This is a genomic window from Mycobacterium sp. PSTR-4-N (genome assembly GCF_022348085.1).
Lineage (GTDB): Bacteria > Actinomycetota > Actinomycetes > Mycobacteriales > Mycobacteriaceae > Mycobacterium.
Map to the genome: position 1 here is coordinate 56,302 of NZ_JAKRFN010000024.1, position 14,683 is coordinate 70,984.

At 69.0% G+C, this 14,683-nt stretch carries 19 protein-coding genes; 10 read left to right on the forward strand and 9 right to left on the reverse strand.

All coding sequences use genetic code 11. The features are described 5' to 3' along the window. Positions 1-47 precede the first annotated feature (47 nt). From MHN84_RS24800 to MHN84_RS24810, 3 genes are read right to left on the reverse strand one after another with little or no spacing between them, the layout of a single operon-like run. On the reverse strand, positions 48-920 hold the full coding sequence (locus MHN84_RS24800; protein ID WP_241207178.1) for an SAM-dependent methyltransferase: 873 nt from the start codon (positions 918-920) through the stop codon (positions 48-50). Next, on the reverse strand, positions 917-1,729 hold the full coding sequence (locus tag MHN84_RS24805) for a mycofactocin-coupled SDR family oxidoreductase (RefSeq protein WP_241207179.1): 813 nt from the start codon (positions 1,727-1,729) through the stop codon (positions 917-919). The genes MHN84_RS24800 and MHN84_RS24805 overlap by 4 nt, the downstream gene beginning before the upstream one ends. A 2-nt stretch (positions 1,730-1,731) precedes the next feature. Beyond that, positions 1,732-2,046 carry a putative quinol monooxygenase gene (locus MHN84_RS24810; protein ID WP_241207180.1) on the reverse strand — a complete coding sequence of 105 codons (315 nt, stop codon included), beginning with the start codon at positions 2,044-2,046 and terminating at the stop codon, positions 1,732-1,734. 163 nt (positions 2,047-2,209) lie between these two features. On the opposite strand from MHN84_RS24810, the gene MHN84_RS24815 reads away from it, so the two are divergent. After that, a complete protein-coding gene (locus MHN84_RS24815) occupies positions 2,210-4,735 on the forward strand; it encodes a DNA translocase FtsK 4TM domain-containing protein (protein WP_374238422.1) in 2,526 nt (841 codons plus the stop codon). 81 nt (positions 4,736-4,816) lie between these two features. Here MHN84_RS24815 and MHN84_RS24820 read toward each other — a convergent pair whose 3' ends face one another. Then, on the reverse strand, positions 4,817-5,326 hold the full coding sequence (locus MHN84_RS24820; RefSeq protein ID WP_241207181.1) for an amino-acid N-acetyltransferase: 510 nt from the start codon (positions 5,324-5,326) through the stop codon (positions 4,817-4,819). Between the two features lie 42 nt (positions 5,327-5,368). On the opposite strand from MHN84_RS24820, the gene pgsA reads away from it, so the two are divergent. The 5 genes from pgsA to MHN84_RS24845 all read left to right on the forward strand — a co-directional run bounded on the left by pgsA (position 5,369) and on the right by MHN84_RS24845 (position 8,661). Further along, positions 5,369-5,965, forward strand: a complete 597-nt coding sequence (pgsA, locus tag MHN84_RS24825; RefSeq protein ID WP_241207182.1) for a CDP-diacylglycerol--glycerol-3-phosphate 3-phosphatidyltransferase — start codon at positions 5,369-5,371, stop codon at positions 5,963-5,965. Further along, a complete protein-coding gene (locus tag MHN84_RS24830; RefSeq protein WP_241207183.1) occupies positions 5,943-6,446 on the forward strand; it encodes a CinA family protein in 504 nt (167 codons plus the stop codon). The genes pgsA and MHN84_RS24830 overlap by 23 nt, the downstream gene beginning before the upstream one ends. A 118-nt stretch (positions 6,447-6,564) precedes the next feature. After that, a complete protein-coding gene (gene clgR, locus MHN84_RS24835) occupies positions 6,565-6,882 on the forward strand; it encodes a transcriptional regulator ClgR (RefSeq protein WP_241207184.1) in 318 nt (105 codons plus the stop codon). Between the two features lie 120 nt (positions 6,883-7,002). Beyond that, positions 7,003-7,824 (forward strand): phage shock protein PspA, encoded by an 822-nt coding sequence (gene pspA / locus MHN84_RS24840; RefSeq protein WP_241207185.1) that lies wholly within the window; start codon positions 7,003-7,005, stop codon positions 7,822-7,824. A gap of 18 nt (positions 7,825-7,842) precedes the next feature. Then, entirely contained in the window at positions 7,843-8,661 is an 819-nt protein-coding gene (locus MHN84_RS24845) for a hypothetical protein (protein WP_241207186.1), read from the forward strand. 9 nt (positions 8,662-8,670) lie between these two features. Here the strand turns inward: MHN84_RS24845 and MHN84_RS24850 are convergent, their stop codons facing one another. Next, positions 8,671-9,108, reverse strand: coding sequence for a limonene-1,2-epoxide hydrolase family protein (locus MHN84_RS24850; protein WP_241207187.1), 438 nt, complete (start codon positions 9,106-9,108; stop codon positions 8,671-8,673). A gap of 43 nt (positions 9,109-9,151) precedes the next feature. Between MHN84_RS24850 and MHN84_RS24855 the strand changes: the two genes are divergently transcribed. Both MHN84_RS24855 and MHN84_RS24860 read left to right on the forward strand, forming a co-directional pair. Further along, the gene (locus tag MHN84_RS24855; RefSeq protein ID WP_241207188.1) at positions 9,152-10,324 is read left to right on the forward strand and encodes a glycosyl transferase; all 1,173 of its coding nucleotides are present in this window, start codon (positions 9,152-9,154) and stop codon (positions 10,322-10,324) included. Between the two features lie 9 nt (positions 10,325-10,333). Further along, entirely contained in the window at positions 10,334-10,528 is a 195-nt protein-coding gene (locus tag MHN84_RS24860; RefSeq protein ID WP_143817609.1) for a DUF3046 domain-containing protein, read from the forward strand. A 5-nt stretch (positions 10,529-10,533) separates the two neighbouring features. Here the strand turns inward: MHN84_RS24860 and MHN84_RS24865 are convergent, their stop codons facing one another. Next, positions 10,534-11,424 (reverse strand): alpha/beta hydrolase, encoded by an 891-nt coding sequence (locus MHN84_RS24865; RefSeq protein WP_241207189.1) that lies wholly within the window; start codon positions 11,422-11,424, stop codon positions 10,534-10,536. Between the two features lie 158 nt (positions 11,425-11,582). On the opposite strand from MHN84_RS24865, the gene recA reads away from it, so the two are divergent. Beyond that, complete coding sequence (gene recA / locus MHN84_RS24870; RefSeq protein ID WP_143817607.1) at positions 11,583-12,626, forward strand: recombinase RecA; 1,044 nt, start codon at positions 11,583-11,585, stop codon at positions 12,624-12,626. Next, the gene (gene recX / locus MHN84_RS24875) at positions 12,592-13,122 is read left to right on the forward strand and encodes a recombination regulator RecX (RefSeq protein WP_241207190.1); all 531 of its coding nucleotides are present in this window, start codon (positions 12,592-12,594) and stop codon (positions 13,120-13,122) included. Before recA ends, recX begins: the two co-directional genes overlap by 35 nt. On the opposite strand, the gene MHN84_RS24880 is transcribed toward recX, so the two are convergent. Genes MHN84_RS24880 through MHN84_RS24890 form a run of 3 tightly spaced genes read right to left on the reverse strand, consistent with a single transcriptional unit; the run spans position 13,119 to position 14,655 of the window. Continuing rightward, positions 13,119-13,382 carry a hypothetical protein gene (locus MHN84_RS24880; RefSeq protein WP_241207191.1) on the reverse strand — a complete coding sequence of 88 codons (264 nt, stop codon included), beginning with the start codon at positions 13,380-13,382 and terminating at the stop codon, positions 13,119-13,121. The two genes, recX and MHN84_RS24880, sit on opposite strands and share 4 nt — an antisense overlap. Beyond that, positions 13,379-13,780 (reverse strand): DUF1622 domain-containing protein, encoded by a 402-nt coding sequence (locus MHN84_RS24885; RefSeq protein ID WP_241207192.1) that lies wholly within the window; start codon positions 13,778-13,780, stop codon positions 13,379-13,381. The genes MHN84_RS24880 and MHN84_RS24885 overlap by 4 nt, the downstream gene beginning before the upstream one ends. Further along, positions 13,777-14,655, reverse strand: coding sequence for an amino acid ABC transporter permease (locus tag MHN84_RS24890; protein WP_241207193.1), 879 nt, complete (start codon positions 14,653-14,655; stop codon positions 13,777-13,779). The genes MHN84_RS24885 and MHN84_RS24890 overlap by 4 nt, the downstream gene beginning before the upstream one ends. Positions 14,656-14,683: the final 28 nt, after the last annotated feature.

Consider the following 14,683-nt stretch of genomic DNA (forward strand, 5'->3'; position numbering starts at 1 on the left):
GGGCCACAGGGAACCGCGGAAGTGACAAAAGTCCTTCGCCGGTGTCGTCAGCGCTGGGCCACCGCGGTCCACTCGATCGGGGAGGCCGCCACAGCGCGACCGGTGGGGCGGATGTAGAGGTCGCGGTAGTAGCTGGGGCCGGCCTGCTCGACCAGCTGCCAGCCCAGCTCGGCCAGCCACTCGCCGAGCCGCTCGGGTATCAATCCGGTGTGCCAGATCGGGCGTCGTCCGCGGAATCGCCGGTGCACAGATGCCGCGCCGTACAAGTTCGTCCCGTCCAGGAAGTCCTGCCGGATGTAGCTGAACACCAACCGGCTGCCTGCGGCGGCTGTGCCGAGCGCGGCCAACGTGGTGCGCGCGGCGTCGGGGGAGAGGTACTGCGTGACCCCTTCGACGATGAAGAACGTACGCCGCGACGCGTCGTAGCCCGCCGATTGCAGTGCCGCCAGCAGATCGTCGCGTTCGAGGTCGGCGGCCACCAGATGCACCGAGGCCGGGATGCCGCCGAACACCCGGTGCAGGACCGCAGCCTTGCGCTCGATGGTGACCGCCTGATCGACCTCGTACACCGGCATGTCGCTGTGCCGGGCGATGCGACACCCGCGGGTGTCGAAACCGGCGCCGACGACGACGACGGCATCGGTCTCGTTGAGGGGGTCGGAGAGGCGCTCGTCGATGAGGCGTTTGCGACAGGCGATGCTCGACCACAGGCCCGGTCCGCTGCGCTGCGCTGCCGCCATGACGGTCCGGCGCACCGGTGCCACGCGGGTGGCCGCCACCAGCGCGCGCAGCCGGGCCGGTAGGAACGCCTCGGCCAGATCGTCGTCCACGAGCCGCCGGTGCGGCGCTTCGTTGTGCTCGATCGCCGCGAGCACCATCGGTCCGAACGCTGTCTGCGCGACGGGGTTGCGGCCCGTCATCGCTTGTTGACGAACCCGGCGTCGACGGGCAGTGCCACGCCGGTGACGTACCGCGCGGCGTCGGAGACCAGCCAGTACACCGCGTTGGCGATGTCCTCGGCCTCCAACGCCCGCACCGGCAGCGCGTTGCTCATGTCCGGCCCGCTCTCGGCGGCCATGCCGTCGAGCCAGGATCGGGTGAACTCGTTGTCGATCATCGGGGTGTTCACCCCGGCGGGGTGCACGGAGTTGACCCGGATGCTGTATGGCGCAAGGAAATTCGCATAGGCCCGCATCAGTCCCACCATGCCGTGCTTGGCGGCGGTGTACCCGACCGCGCCCGCGATGGGCGCGCCGACACCCACCAGGCCGGCGACAGAGCTCGTCAGCACGATCGCGCCGCCGTTGCCGTACTTGATCATCGGCTTCATCGCGACGTCGATGGTGTGGTAGGCCCCGGTGAGGTTGACGTCGATGACGTCCTGCCACGCCTGCGGCGCCGTCATCGGCGCGATACCCGCGTTGGCGATCACGATGTCGAGCCGTTCGCCGAGGCGCTCGGTGCCCTCTCGGACGGCCGCCTTGAGCGCGTCGCGATCTCGCACGTCGGCTTCGGATGCCACGATCCGCGCGCCCGCCTTCTCGACCAGTGCCACCGTCTCGGCCAGGTCGTCGCGCGTGGCCAACGGGTAGGGCACCGAATCGATCTGCGCACACAGATCGATCGCGATGACATCGGCACCCGCCGAGGCGAGGGTGACCGCGTGCGCCCGGCCCTGTCCGCGCGCGGCGCCGGTGATCAGGGCCACCTTGCCGCTGAGTTCACCCATCGTCAGGGACGGAGCTGACCCTTGGCCGGGTCGCCGGCGACCACGGGGGCGAGCATCTTGATGTCGGGGGCGCCGTCGAGGAGCTCGCCGATGGTGCCGAACAGCGTGCCGACCGCCGGTGCGGAACCATGGGCCTTGAGGGCGTCCGCATCGGCCCACTGCTCCACGAACACGAACGTGCCGTCCGCCTCGTGCAGGGCGTAGAGCTCGCAACCGGGCTCGTCGTGCACGGCCTCGATCGCCTTCTTGCAGGCATCGCGGACGGAGTCCACGGACTCGGGTTTGGCGATCATGGTCGCGACGACGACGACAGGCATGGGGGACTCCTCTTCGAGCGGGACTGAACAGGGCTCACCGTACTGTCTGCTGCCGGCGGTGTCGGCGGGCCACACCCGATCGTCGCCCGAGGCCTGCCGAGACCTATCTGTGACCTGTGTGGCAGATGGTGCATCTGGGGCCTGTGCGACTAGGCTTACCGGCATGGCGAGTAAGACCGCGTCCCGCGCTGGCGCCCGTTCGACCAGGTCGAAGACCAGTTCTCGGGGCTCTGCGCGGTCGTCGCGCCCGGCGCCGCCCCGTCGCAAACCCACGCGTCGGGGCCCGTCGCCGGTGGCCGCCGCCGGAACCGCCGTCGGCCGCGGCGCCCGCGCCGGGTGGCTGATGCTGGCCAAGGGTGCCGGCAGCACTGCCCGCTCGGTCGGTCGCGCCCGCGATCTCGACCCGGGCCATCGCCGCGACGGCATCGCCCTGGGTCTGCTTGCGCTCGCGGTGGTGGTGGCCGCGAGTTCCTGGTTCGACGCGGCACGCCCGGTGGGAGAGTGGATCGACACCTTCCTGCGCATGCTCGTCGGCGGCGCCGTCGTCCTCGTGCCGCTCGCGTTGGCGGTCATCGGTGTCGCATTGATGCGCTCCGAGCCGGATCCGGAGTCGCGCCCACGCTTCATCCTGGGTGCGGCGATGATCGCGCTGCCGGCTCTCGGACTGCTGCACCTGTGGTCGGGATCGCCGCAGGACCCCGTGGCACGCCAACACGCGGCCGGCTTCGTCGGCTTCGCGATCGGTGGGCCCCTGGCCGACGGCTTGACGGCGTGGATCGCCGCGCCGCTGCTCGTCATCGGCGCGCTCTTCGGCGTCCTCCTGATCACCGGCACCACGATCCGCGAGGTGCCCGCGACGCTGCACGACATGTTCTCGACGCGTTGGCGCGGTACTGACGACGATGACGAGGAATGGTTCGACGACGACGAACCGGCCCCCGCCGGCGCCGCCGAGGACTTCTCCGACGGGTACTACGACGAGGATCCGACCGCTGGGGAGGAGTCCGCATCCTGGCCCTCGGCCACTCAACCCACCGTGCCGCTGGCGAAGCCCGCGGGCACCCCGATGGAGAACTATCCGCTCGACGAGGACGTGGCCGACCCGCCCCCGTCGGTCAAGACCCGCAAGAAGACGCGGAAGGAGCCGACGCTCACGCTGGACCGTGTCGTCGAGGGTCCCTACACGCTGCCGTCGCTGGAGTTGCTGATCGCCGGTGACCCGCCGAAACGGCTCACCGCGGCCAACCAGCACATGACGGACGCCATCACCTCGGTGCTCGAGCAGTTCAAGGTCGACGCCGCCGTGACCGGCTGCACGCGCGGCCCGACCGTGACCCGCTACGAGGTCGAACTCGGCCCGGGTGTGAAGGTCGAGAAGATCACCGCGCTGCACCGCAACATCGCCTACGCCGTGGCCACCGAGAGCGTCCGCATGCTCGCGCCGATCCCCGGCAAATCGGCGGTCGGCATCGAGGTGCCCAACACCGATCGCGAGATGGTGCGGCTGGCCGATGTGCTGACCGACCCGGTGGTGCGCTCCGACCACCATCCGCTGGTGATCGGCCTGGGCAAGGACATCGAAGGTGAGATGATCTCGGCCAACCTGGCCAAGATGCCGCACCTGCTGGTCGCCGGCTCCACCGGTTCCGGTAAGTCGAGCTTCGTCAACTCGATGCTGGTGTCGTTGCTCGCGCGTGCCACCCCGGAAGAGGTCAGGATGATCCTGATCGACCCCAAGATGGTGGAACTGACGCCGTATGAAGGCATTCCGCACCTGATCACGCCGATCATCACCGAACCCAAGAAGGCCGCCGCCGCGCTGGCCTGGCTGGTCGAGGAGATGGAGCAGCGCTACCAGGACATGCAGGCCTCCCGCGTGCGCCACATCGACGTCTTCAACGAGAAGGTGCGCACCGGGGAGATCACGGCGCCGCTCGGCAGCAATCGCGAATACAAGCCCTACCCCTACATCCTCGCGATCGTCGACGAGCTCGCCGACCTGATGATGACCGCGCCCCGCGACGTCGAGGATGCGATCGTGCGGATCACCCAGAAGGCTCGCGCCGCCGGCATCCATCTCGTGCTGGCCACCCAGCGGCCGTCGGTCGACGTCGTCACCGGTCTGATCAAGACCAACGTGCCGTCGCGGCTCGCGTTCGCGACGTCGTCGCTGACCGACAGCCGCGTCATCCTGGACCAGCCCGGCGCCGAGAAGCTGATCGGCATGGGCGACGGGCTCTTCCTGCCGATGGGGGCCAACAAGCCGATCCGACTGCAGGGCGCATTCATCACCGACGAGGAGATCTCCGCCGTCGTCAACGCCACCAAGGACCAGGCCGAGCCGGAGTTCGTCGAAGGTGTCACCGCGGTCAAGGCCGGGGAACGCAAAGACGTCGACCCCGACATCGGCGACGACATGGACGTGTTCCTGCAGGCGGTGGAACTCGTGGTGTCGTCGCAGTTCGGCTCCACCTCGATGCTTCAGCGCAAGCTGCGGGTGGGCTTCGCCAAGGCGGGCCGGCTGATGGACCTGATGGAGACGCGCGGCATCGTCGGGCCGTCGGAGGGCTCGAAGGCACGCGAGGTGCTGGTCAAGCCCGACGATCTGGCCGGCACGCTGGCGTTGATCCGCGGCGGCAGCGACGCGGTGGGTGGCGACGGAGATTCAGGCGACGAGCCGGACTTCTGAGCTAGGCGCGCCCTATGGCGCCGAGATCGACAAAAAGGCGCGACGCACTCGCACTTTCGCGCCCGAATGTCGGTTTGGGCGTCAGAGGGTGAGGAGCATTCGGGTATTGCCCAGAATGTTGGGCTTGACGTAGCTCAGGTCCAGGAACTCGGCCACGCCCGTGTCATAGGACCGGCACATCTCCTCGTAGACCTCCGCGGTCACCGGGGTGCCTTCGATCTCGGCGAAACCGTGCCTGCCGAAGAACTCCGTCTCGAACGTCAGCACGAAGATCCGCTGCAGCCGCAACTCCTTGGCGACGGCCAACAACTGATCGACGATCGCGTGACCCACGCCGCGGCCCCGTACCTTCGGATGGACGGCCACGGTGCGCACCTCACCCAGATCGGACCACAGCACGTGCAGCGCGCCGCACCCGATGACCTCGCCCGCCGCTTCGGCCACCCAGAACTCCTGTACCGACTCGTAGAGCGTGACCAGGTTCTTCTCGAGAAGGATGCGGCCGGCATAGACGTCGACGAGAGCCTTGATGGCCGGCACGTCGGACGTCCTGGCCCGACGCACGACCACCTCATCCGGATCTGAGCTCACACGGGGAAGGGTATCGGTTCGGGCAACCAGTATTCTGTGTCGGTGCCGGGCCGACCACAGACCGATCCTGTGGTCCCGCGCGCTCGGGTGGCGAATCTGGCCAACGCCTTGACCGGGGTTCGTCTGATCCTGGTTCCGGTGTTCCTGGCTTTCCTTTTCGTCGGTGACGGTCACGAATCCTTCTGGCGGGCAATGGCTTTCACTGTTTTCACGGTGGCCGTCATCACCGACCGGCTCGATGGGGCGCTGGCCCGCAGCTACGGCATGGTGACCGAGTTCGGCACGCTCATCGACCCGCTCGCCGACAAGGCCCTCATCGGCGCGGCGCTGATCGGACTCTCGATACTCGGCGACCTGCCGTGGTGGGTGACCGCGGTGATCCTGGCCCGCGAACTCGGAGTGACCCTGCTGCGCCTGGTGGTGCTGCGGCACGGCGTCATCCCGGCCAGTCGCGGGGGCAAGCTCAAGACATCGGTGCAAGCCGTCGCGATCGGGTTGTTCATCCTGCCGCTGTCCGGGGCCTGGTCCACGGGTGCGTGGATCGTCATGCTCGCCGCCGTGGTGCTCACCGTCCTCACCGGCGCCGACTACTTCATCTCGGCGGTGAGGGACTCCCGTGGCCGACCCGCTCGTCAGTGACCCGCTCGTCAGCGACGACGCCCGCTCCCTCGTCGCCGATCTGACGGTGCGCCGCCAGACCGTGGCCACGGCGGAGTCGCTGACGGCCGGTCTGGTCGCGGCGACGCTCGCGGGCGTGCCGGGAGCGAGCGCGGTGTTGCGCGGCGGCCTCATCACCTACACCGTCGACACCAAGATCGAGCTCGCCGGCGTCGCCCCCGAACTCCTCGCCGACGTCGGCCCGGTGGCCGAGCCGACCGCACGGGCCATGGCCGTCGGCGCGCAGCAGCGCTGCAGCGCCACGTGGGGAGTGGGATTGACCGGTGTCGCCGGCCCGGAACCGCACGGCGGGCATCCCGTCGGCACGGTGTTCGTCGGGTTCGCGGGACCCGTCGGTGCCGAGGTGCTGGCTCTGCACCTCGACGGCAGCCGCTGGCAGATCCGGATCGCCGCGGTGCACGCAGCGCTGCAGCGGCTGCGCACACTCATCGAAAACCAGTGAGAGAACCAGCGCGCCGGATTCCCGGGAACCATCCGGGGTCCGTCGTGCGTTGGCACGGATAGCACGCCACGATGGGGCTGCAAGTGTTGCGGCCCCGAAGCTGACGAAGGAGAGCGCGATGACGACACTGCTGCGCGAAGTGATCGGCGACGTGTTGCGGCGCGTGCGCGTCGAGCAGGGGCGCACCCTGCGCGAAGTTTCCGATACCGCGCGGGTCAGCCTGGGCTACCTCTCCGAAGTGGAGCGCGGCCGTAAAGAAGCCTCCAGCGAGCTGCTCAGTGCCATCTGCGGAGCCCTCGACGTCCCGCTGTCCCGCGTGCTGTCCGAAGCCGGCGACGACATGGCGCTCGAGGAGTCGCGCGCCGAGGTCAGCACCTCCCGGATCGACGCCAGCACCAAGGTGGTCATCCCGCAGGCTGTCATGGCGGTCGCCTGACCCGGCAGGGGTGTGGCGAGCTGTCCCGAACCGATAAATTGGGTACCTGCGATGACAGGCGACCCGCGCTGGTGACCCTGTTCCACTGACCCGAGACTTCGAGAAGGCGGAAACGTTCTCATGGCCAATCCGTTCAGCAAGGCGTGGAAGTACCTGATGGCGCTGTTCAGCTCCAAGGTCGACGAGTACGCCGACCCCAAGGTGCAGATCCAGCAGGCGATCGAGGAGGCCCAGCGTCAGCACCAGGCGCTGACCCAGCAGGCGGCCCAGGTGATCGGGAACCAGCGCCAGCTCGAGATGCGGCTCAACCGCCAGCTGGCCGACATCGAGAAGCTCCAGGTCAACGTCCGTCAGGCGCTGACGCTGGCCGATCAGGCCGTCGCCGCCGGGGATGCCGCCAAGGCCACCGAGTACAACAACGCGGCCGAGGCATTCGCCGCGCAGCTGGTGACGGCCGAGCAGAGCGTCGAGGACCTCAAGGGCCTGCACGACCAGGCCCTGCAGGCGGCCGGGCAGGCCAAGAAGGCCGTCGAGCAGAACGCGATGGTGCTGCAGCAGAAGATCGCCGAACGCACCAAGCTGCTCAGCCAGCTCGAGCAGGCCAAGATGCAGGAGCAGGTGAGCGCGTCCCTGCGGTCGATGAGCGAGATCGCCGCGCCGGGCAGCACGCCCAGCCTCGATGAGGTGCGCGACAAGATCGAACGCCGGTACGCCAACGCGATGGGCGCCGCCGAGCTTGCTCAGAACTCGGTGCAGGGCCGCATGATGGAGGTCCAGCAGGCCAGCGTCCAGATGGCCGGCCATTCGCGGCTGGAACAGATCCGGGCCTCCATGCGCGGCGAGCAGCTGCCCGCCGGCTCGGCCCAGACCCCGGCGACCCCGGCGCAGTCGCCGGCTACCCCGGCCGCCAATCCGACACCGGAAAACCCGCTGTCGCAATAACATTCACGGGAGCATGTGGTGAGCACTCGGACCCGACGACCCGACGCCTGGCGTTCACTGGCCCAGCGCGGCATCGACACTGCCGCGGAGTGGTCGGGCGCGCTCGCCGACAAGCTGAACGCCGCCGCCGATCCCCGCGCCAAACTGCTGCGCAAACGTCGCTGGGCGTTGCGCCTCGGCGTGTTCTTCGCGCTGTCGTCGGCGTTCTGGGTGGGCGTGACCGCGCTGCTCGCATCGTGGAGCACGCCTGTGTGGGCGTTGTTCATCCCGTCGCCGATCGCGGTCGGCGCCGCGTTCCTCGCGACCTTGGCGTTCCTGCGGTACCGCTGGCTGCGCGGTGAGCCGTTGCCGCCGGCCCGCAGCGGTGGTGTGCGACGCTTGCCGCCGTGGGGATCGGCGGCACGAGCCCCCATGGCGGAGCTGGCGTCATCCGAGCGCGGGCTGGTGTCTCTGCTCGGGGTGATGGAACGCGGTCGCCTGCTGCCCGACGAGGAGCTGCGCGACCTGCGTGCCGCCGCCGAGCGGACCGCCGCCACGATGTCGGCGACCGCCGCCGAAGTGGTGTCGATGGAGCGCACGGTCAGCTCCGCCCCGCAGGCCCGCACCCACCTGACGCCCACCATCGCGGCGTTCTCCGCGCAGCTCGACCGCGGCGCCCGTCAGTACAGCGACATGGTCTCGGCGGCCGCCCAGCTGGTGTCGGCCGCCAACTCGGGCTCAATGTCGAGCTCGCCGATGGTGCAGCGGCGCTACCGCGACGAGCTCACCTCCGCCACCGACCGGCTGACCGGATGGGCGCAGGCGTTCGACGAGCTGGGCCGGCTGCGCGGCGCCTGAACGCGAGGATCAGAAGCGCGGCCGCAGGGCCGGGATGATCACCCCGACCAAGGCCTTCAGCGGCGCCTTCACCATCACGTCGACCATGTCGAAATAGTCCCGCCACAGCGTGATCCGGCCGTCGCGTATCTCGAACGCTCCGCACACCCAGAACTGCAGCCGCACGGGCCCCAGGAGGATCGCATCGGTGCGTTCGGTCAGCACCGTGTCGCCGTCGGCGGCGACACGGTGAAACGTCACCGCGAAGCCCACCTTGCCCTCGCCGCGCCGCAGCAATCCCATGATCCGCGCGCGTCCCCGGATCGACGGCAATCCGACGTTCTGCCACACCAAGTCCGGGGCGGCCAGTGACTCGACGGTGTCGAAGTCCTCATCGGCGAGCGCGAGCAGGAACTTGCGGACCAGCGCGGCGTTGTCGGTGATCGGCAGCAGGGCCTCATCGGTCATACCGATCGACCCTAACGGCAGGTGCTGTGGCAGGGTAGCCCGCATGCGTGTCGCGGTCGTCGCCGGACCGGATCCCGGTCACGCGTTCCCGGCCATTGCGCTGTGTCAGCGCTTCCTGGCCGCTGGTGACGAGCCGACGCTGCTGACAGGCACGCGGTGGCTGGACACGGCGCGGGGGGAAGGGTTCGACGCCGTCGAACTCGACGGGCTGCGGGTCATGACCGGTGACGACGACGCCGATGCGGGCGCGAAGATCCACGAACGTGCTGCGCGCATGGCCGTCCTCAACCGTGAGCGCATTCAGGCGCTGAAACCCGATGTGGTGGTGTCCGATTCGATCACCACGTGCGGGGGACTGGTCGCCGATCTGATCGGTGTGCCGTGGATCGAGCTGAACACCCACCCGCTGTATCGGCCATCCAAGGGGTTGCCGCCGCTGGGCAGCGGCCTGGCCCCGGGAGTCGGGGTGCGCGGACGCGCGCGCGATGCCGTCCTGCGCTCGCTGAGCGCGCGGTCCTGGAAGGCGGGGCTGCGGCAACGCGCCGCCGTGCGTGTGCAGATAGGCCTGCCCGCCGCCGATCCCGGGCCGCTGCGCCGGTTGATCGCCACCCTGCCGGCGCTGGAGGTGCCGCGGCCCGATTGGCCGGCCGAGGCCGTCGTCGTCGGCCCCCTGCACTACGAGCCGACGACGGCGCTGCTGGACGTGCCGGCCGGGAACGGACCCATGGTGGTGGTCGCGCCGTCCACGGCGAGCACCGGCGCCGTCGCGCTCGCCGATCTGGCGCTGCAGACCCTGGTGCCCGGGCAGGTGCTGCCCGACGGTGCGCGCGTCGCCGTGTCACAACTGCATCCTCCGGAGGAGGAGGTGCCCCCGTGGGCCGTGGTCGGGCTGGGTCGTCAGGACGAACTGCTGTCTCGCGCGGATCTGCTGGTCTGCGGCGCCGGACACGGCATCGTGTCGAAAGCGCTGCTCGCCGGTGTCCCGATGGTGGTGGTCCCCGGTGGCGGCGACCAGTGGGAGATCGCGAATCGGCTTGTCCGCCAGGGCAGTGCGGAACTCGTGCGGCCGCTGAACCCGGACACCTTGAGCGCGGCCACCGCCCAGGTGCTGGGGTCGGCGCGCCATCGAGATGCCGCGGTACGCGCCGGGGCGACCGCCGGGGCAGTCGCCGACCCCGTCGGAGTGTGTCACGAGGCACTCCGGGCGTCCGCGTAGGTTGGGCCTGTGCGGCTGACGGAATTCCACGAACTCGTCGAGCGCCAGTTCGGCGCGGTGCGCGCGTCGTCGATGCTCGTCGACCACGTCCTGACGACGATGGGCGGGCGGACCGCCGCGCAGGCCATCGAGGACGGTGTCGAACCCCGAGACGTGTGGCGCGCGCTGTGCGCGGACTTCGACGTGCCGCGCGACCAGTGGTGAGCTGGTTATCGCGGAGCGAGCACCCGCCCGAGGAACTCCAGTTGGTCGGCCTTGACCTTCGGGTCGTGATAGATGTCGAAGTGGCCGTAGGGGTAGTGCAGTAGTTCGCCGCGCGGGGCGCGCCGGGCCGCCTTGACCGTGGGCCCCGGCGGGGTGACCTTGTCGTCGTCGCAAACGCAGATCAGCAGCGGCATGGCCAGCTGTGCGGTCTTCGCCCCTGGCCTGTAGAGACCCAGCCGTAGCCCGACCCGGGCGCTGAACTCGTTGCGCCACAACGACTTCGCACCGACGATGGCCTCGAAGCCCGGCTGCGCATCCGGGGATGTCATCGCGGCGAAGGCGCCCGGTTTGCCGACGGCTGCCAGCAGGTGAGGTGGGCGGCCGCGCCAGGCGCCGAGCTGATCCCGCAGCCCCGCGACCATTGCCTTCGGGACGAACGCCGGTGGTTGAACCCTCAGCGTCGCGAGCCCGTCGGTGAACGGCGCCTGGGAGACCACCGCAGCGATGCGCGCGTCGGCAGCGGCGACGGCCAGGACGTGCCCGCCGCTGAACGACGAGCCCCACAGCGCGATCCGGTCGGGGTCCACGCCGTCCAACTGACGGGCCCACGCCACGACGGTGTGGTAGTCCGTCTGCTGCATCCCGATGTCGAGCAGCTGCCGGGGCGTGCCGGTGGATGCGCCGAACCCGCGGTAGTCGAACACCACCACGACGTATCCGGCCTGGCAGAAGGCTTCGGCGTACTCGGGAAGGCCGTCGTCGCGGGTGGCGGTGAAGCCATGGGCCATCACGATGCACGGGGCTTGAGCGGTCGGGCCGGAGCCGTCGGGCCGGTACAGGTACGCGGCGAGTTGGTCGGCACCGGCCGGGATGCGAACGTCCTCAGGCGTGGTCACGAACGGAAACGCTAGCCGGTCGGCGTGTCCGCTTGAATCGAACACGTGTTCGTCTACTGTGGGTGGAGTTCGACCCCGGGACTTGTCGGTGCCCTGGCCTAGCGTCACGACCAACCGATCGAGAACCGGTCGACAACGACTACCCGGAGAGGTACATCATGGCGCAGCAAGCCCCCGATCGCGAGAAGGCCCTGGAACTGGCGCTCGCGCAGATCGACAAGAACTTCGGCAAGGGCTCGGTGATGCGGCTGGGCGAAGAGGTCCGCCAGCCGATCTCGGTCATCCCGACCGGCTCGATCTCCCTGGACGTCGCGCTCGGCATCGGCGGTCTGCCGCGCGGGCGCGTCATCGAGATCTACGGCCCGGAGTCCTCCGGTAAGACCACGGTGGCCCTGCACGCCGTCGCCAACGCCCAGGCCGCCGGCGGGATCGCCGCCTTCATCGACGCCGAGCACGCACTGGACCCCGAGTACGCCAAGAAGCTCGGCGTGGATACCGACGCGCTGCTGGTCAGCCAGCCCGACACCGGTGAGCAGGCGCTCGAGATCGCCGACATGCTGGTGCGCTCCGGAGCGCTCGACATCCTGGTCATCGACTCGGTGGCGGCCCTGGTGCCCCGCGCCGAGATCGAGGGCGAGATGGGTGACAGCCACGTCGGCCTGCAGGCCCGCCTGATGAGCCAGGCGCTGCGCAAGATGACCGGCGCGCTGAACAATTCGGGCACCACCGCGATCTTCATCAACCAGCTCCGCGAGAAGATTGGCGTCATGTTCGGTTCGCCCGAGACCACCACCGGCGGTAAGGCGTTGAAGTTCTATGCCTCGGTGCGCTTGGACGTGCGCCGGATCGAGACGCTGAAAGACGGCACCGACGCGGTGGGCAACCGGACCCGGGTCAAGGTCGTCAAGAACAAGGTGTCGCCGCCGTTCAAGCAGGCCGAGTTCGACATCCTCTACGGCAAGGGCATCAGCCGCGAGGGTTCGCTCATCGACATGGGTGTCGAGCACGGCTTCATCCGCAAGTCCGGCTCCTGGTTCACCTACGAGGGTGAGCAGCTGGGGCAGGGCAAGGAGAACGCCCGCAATTTCCTGCTCGAGAACGTCGACGTCGCCAACGAGATCGAGAAGAAGATCAAGGAGAAGCTCGGTATCGGCGCCGTCGTGACGGATGACGATGTCCTCCCCGCTCCCGTCGACTTCTGATCGCGCCGAGCAGGCGCGGGCGGTGTGCCTGCGCCTGCTCACCACGCGAGCGCGCACGCGTGCCGAGCTCCAGACGCATCTCACCAAGCGCGGCTATGCCGAGGACGTGACCGTCCAGGTGCTCGACCGGCTCACCACGGTCGGCCTGATCGACGACGAGGAATTCGCCGAACAGTGGGTGCGGTCGCGACGACTGCATGCGGGGAAAGGCAAGCGCGCCTTGGCTGCCGAGCTGCGCACCAAGGGCGTCGACAACGAGGTGATCAGCGCGGCACTGTCCGATGTCGACGCGGGCGCCGAACGGACTCGTGCCGAGCAGTTGGTCCGCGACCGATTGCGACGGGAGAAGCTCGGTGACCCGGGAGACCGCGACGCCGAGAACAAGGTGGCACGACGACTGGTCGGGATGTTGGCACGGCGCGGCTACAGCCAGACGATGGCACTCGACGTCGTCACCGCGGAACTGGCGAACGAGCGGGAGCGGCGCCGGGTCTAGCGTGCCGCGCTCAGGTCGGCGGTCAGGCTGCGGGTGACGACGCGGCGCACGGCGATCAGCGTGACGACGCCGAGAATCGCCGCCCACGACAGGTCGACGCTCAACCGGAGAAGGCCGGCGGCGGTGAACAACTCGATCATCGCGCGCAGCGCGGTCACAGGCTGTCGAAAGACGAGCAGAGCGGCCACGCCGATGGTGATGCCTGCAATGGCCAGACACCACGATGCGTTCACGACGACGCTCGAGACGACGACGCTCATGGCGGGGATGCGGGGCGTCGCTGTGTGAGCGCCTCGATCTCCCGCTGCTCCTGGGCGATCTCTCGGTTGAGGAAGTAGTTGAGCACCGTGCGGATCGCCGCGATCGCTGCGAGCTTTCCGATTTCCGCGAACGACGGGGAGATCGCGGTGCGCAGCACATCGGCGGCGAGCTGGAATTCCAGCCCGAGTACCAGAAACCGCGCGAGCGACAATCGCACCGACGAGAACTGATTGATGTCGCGCCGACCCAGTGCGGCAACGAATTTCACGATCGCCACCAGCGCGCCGATCATGATGACGATCGCGCCGCAGGCCTCGATCAGCCGCACCATGGTGTCGACCAGGGTGCGCAGGGCCGATTCGGGAAGGAGGTCCCACGCCGCGAGTGTGCGGGTCATACGCCGCGGCTGCGGTCGCCGGCCAGCTCCAGCGGCTCGGGTTCCATCGGCGCCGAGCCCTTGCGGGACCGCCGCAGCCGCGCCTCCAACCGGGTGGCCAGCCACGACAGCGTGATGTTCAGACAGACCATCAACAGCGCGATCACGATCAACGCCGGGATGTAGTTGCCGTAGGACGACCCGACATTGGCGCCTTGGCGCACCAGTTCGACGAACGTGATCTGGTAGCCCAGTGCGGTGTCCTTCAAAACGACGACGACCTGGGACACCAACACCGGCAGCATCGAGGTGACCGCCTGGGGGAGCAGGATCGACCGCATCGTCTGCCCTGAGGTCAGCCCGAGCGCCGAAGCTGCCTCGGCCTGCCCCCGCGGCAAAGCGTGGACACCGGCGCGCACGATCTCGGCGATGACGGCGCCGTTGTACAGCGTCAGACCCGTGATGACGCCTGCCAACGCCAGGTACTTCGACGCGAAGACGTCGTAGTTGGCGTAGAGGAAGTAGGCGAAGATCATCATGATCAGAACGGGCACCGCGCGGAAGAACTCGACGATGACCGACGACACCCAGCGGATTCCGCGGTGCGTCGACAACCGGCCGACCCCCAGCAAAAAGCCCAAAACCAGCGCCAACGCGATCGAGACTGCGGCGGCGGTCAGCGTGCCCTTGACGCCCGGCAGGATGTAGGTGCGCCACAGGTCGGCGGTCAGGAACGGCTCCCACTTCGCAGCGGTCAGCTGTCCCTTCTCGTCCAGCCGGGTGTAGACCAGCCACGCGATCGCGACGACCACGACGACGGTGAGGGCCGACACCAACCGATTGCGCAGGCGCGCCCTCGGGCCCGGCGCGTCGAAGAGAACCGACGATGCGGTCACGTGAGGTCACCCTCCTTCCGCGAGCAGA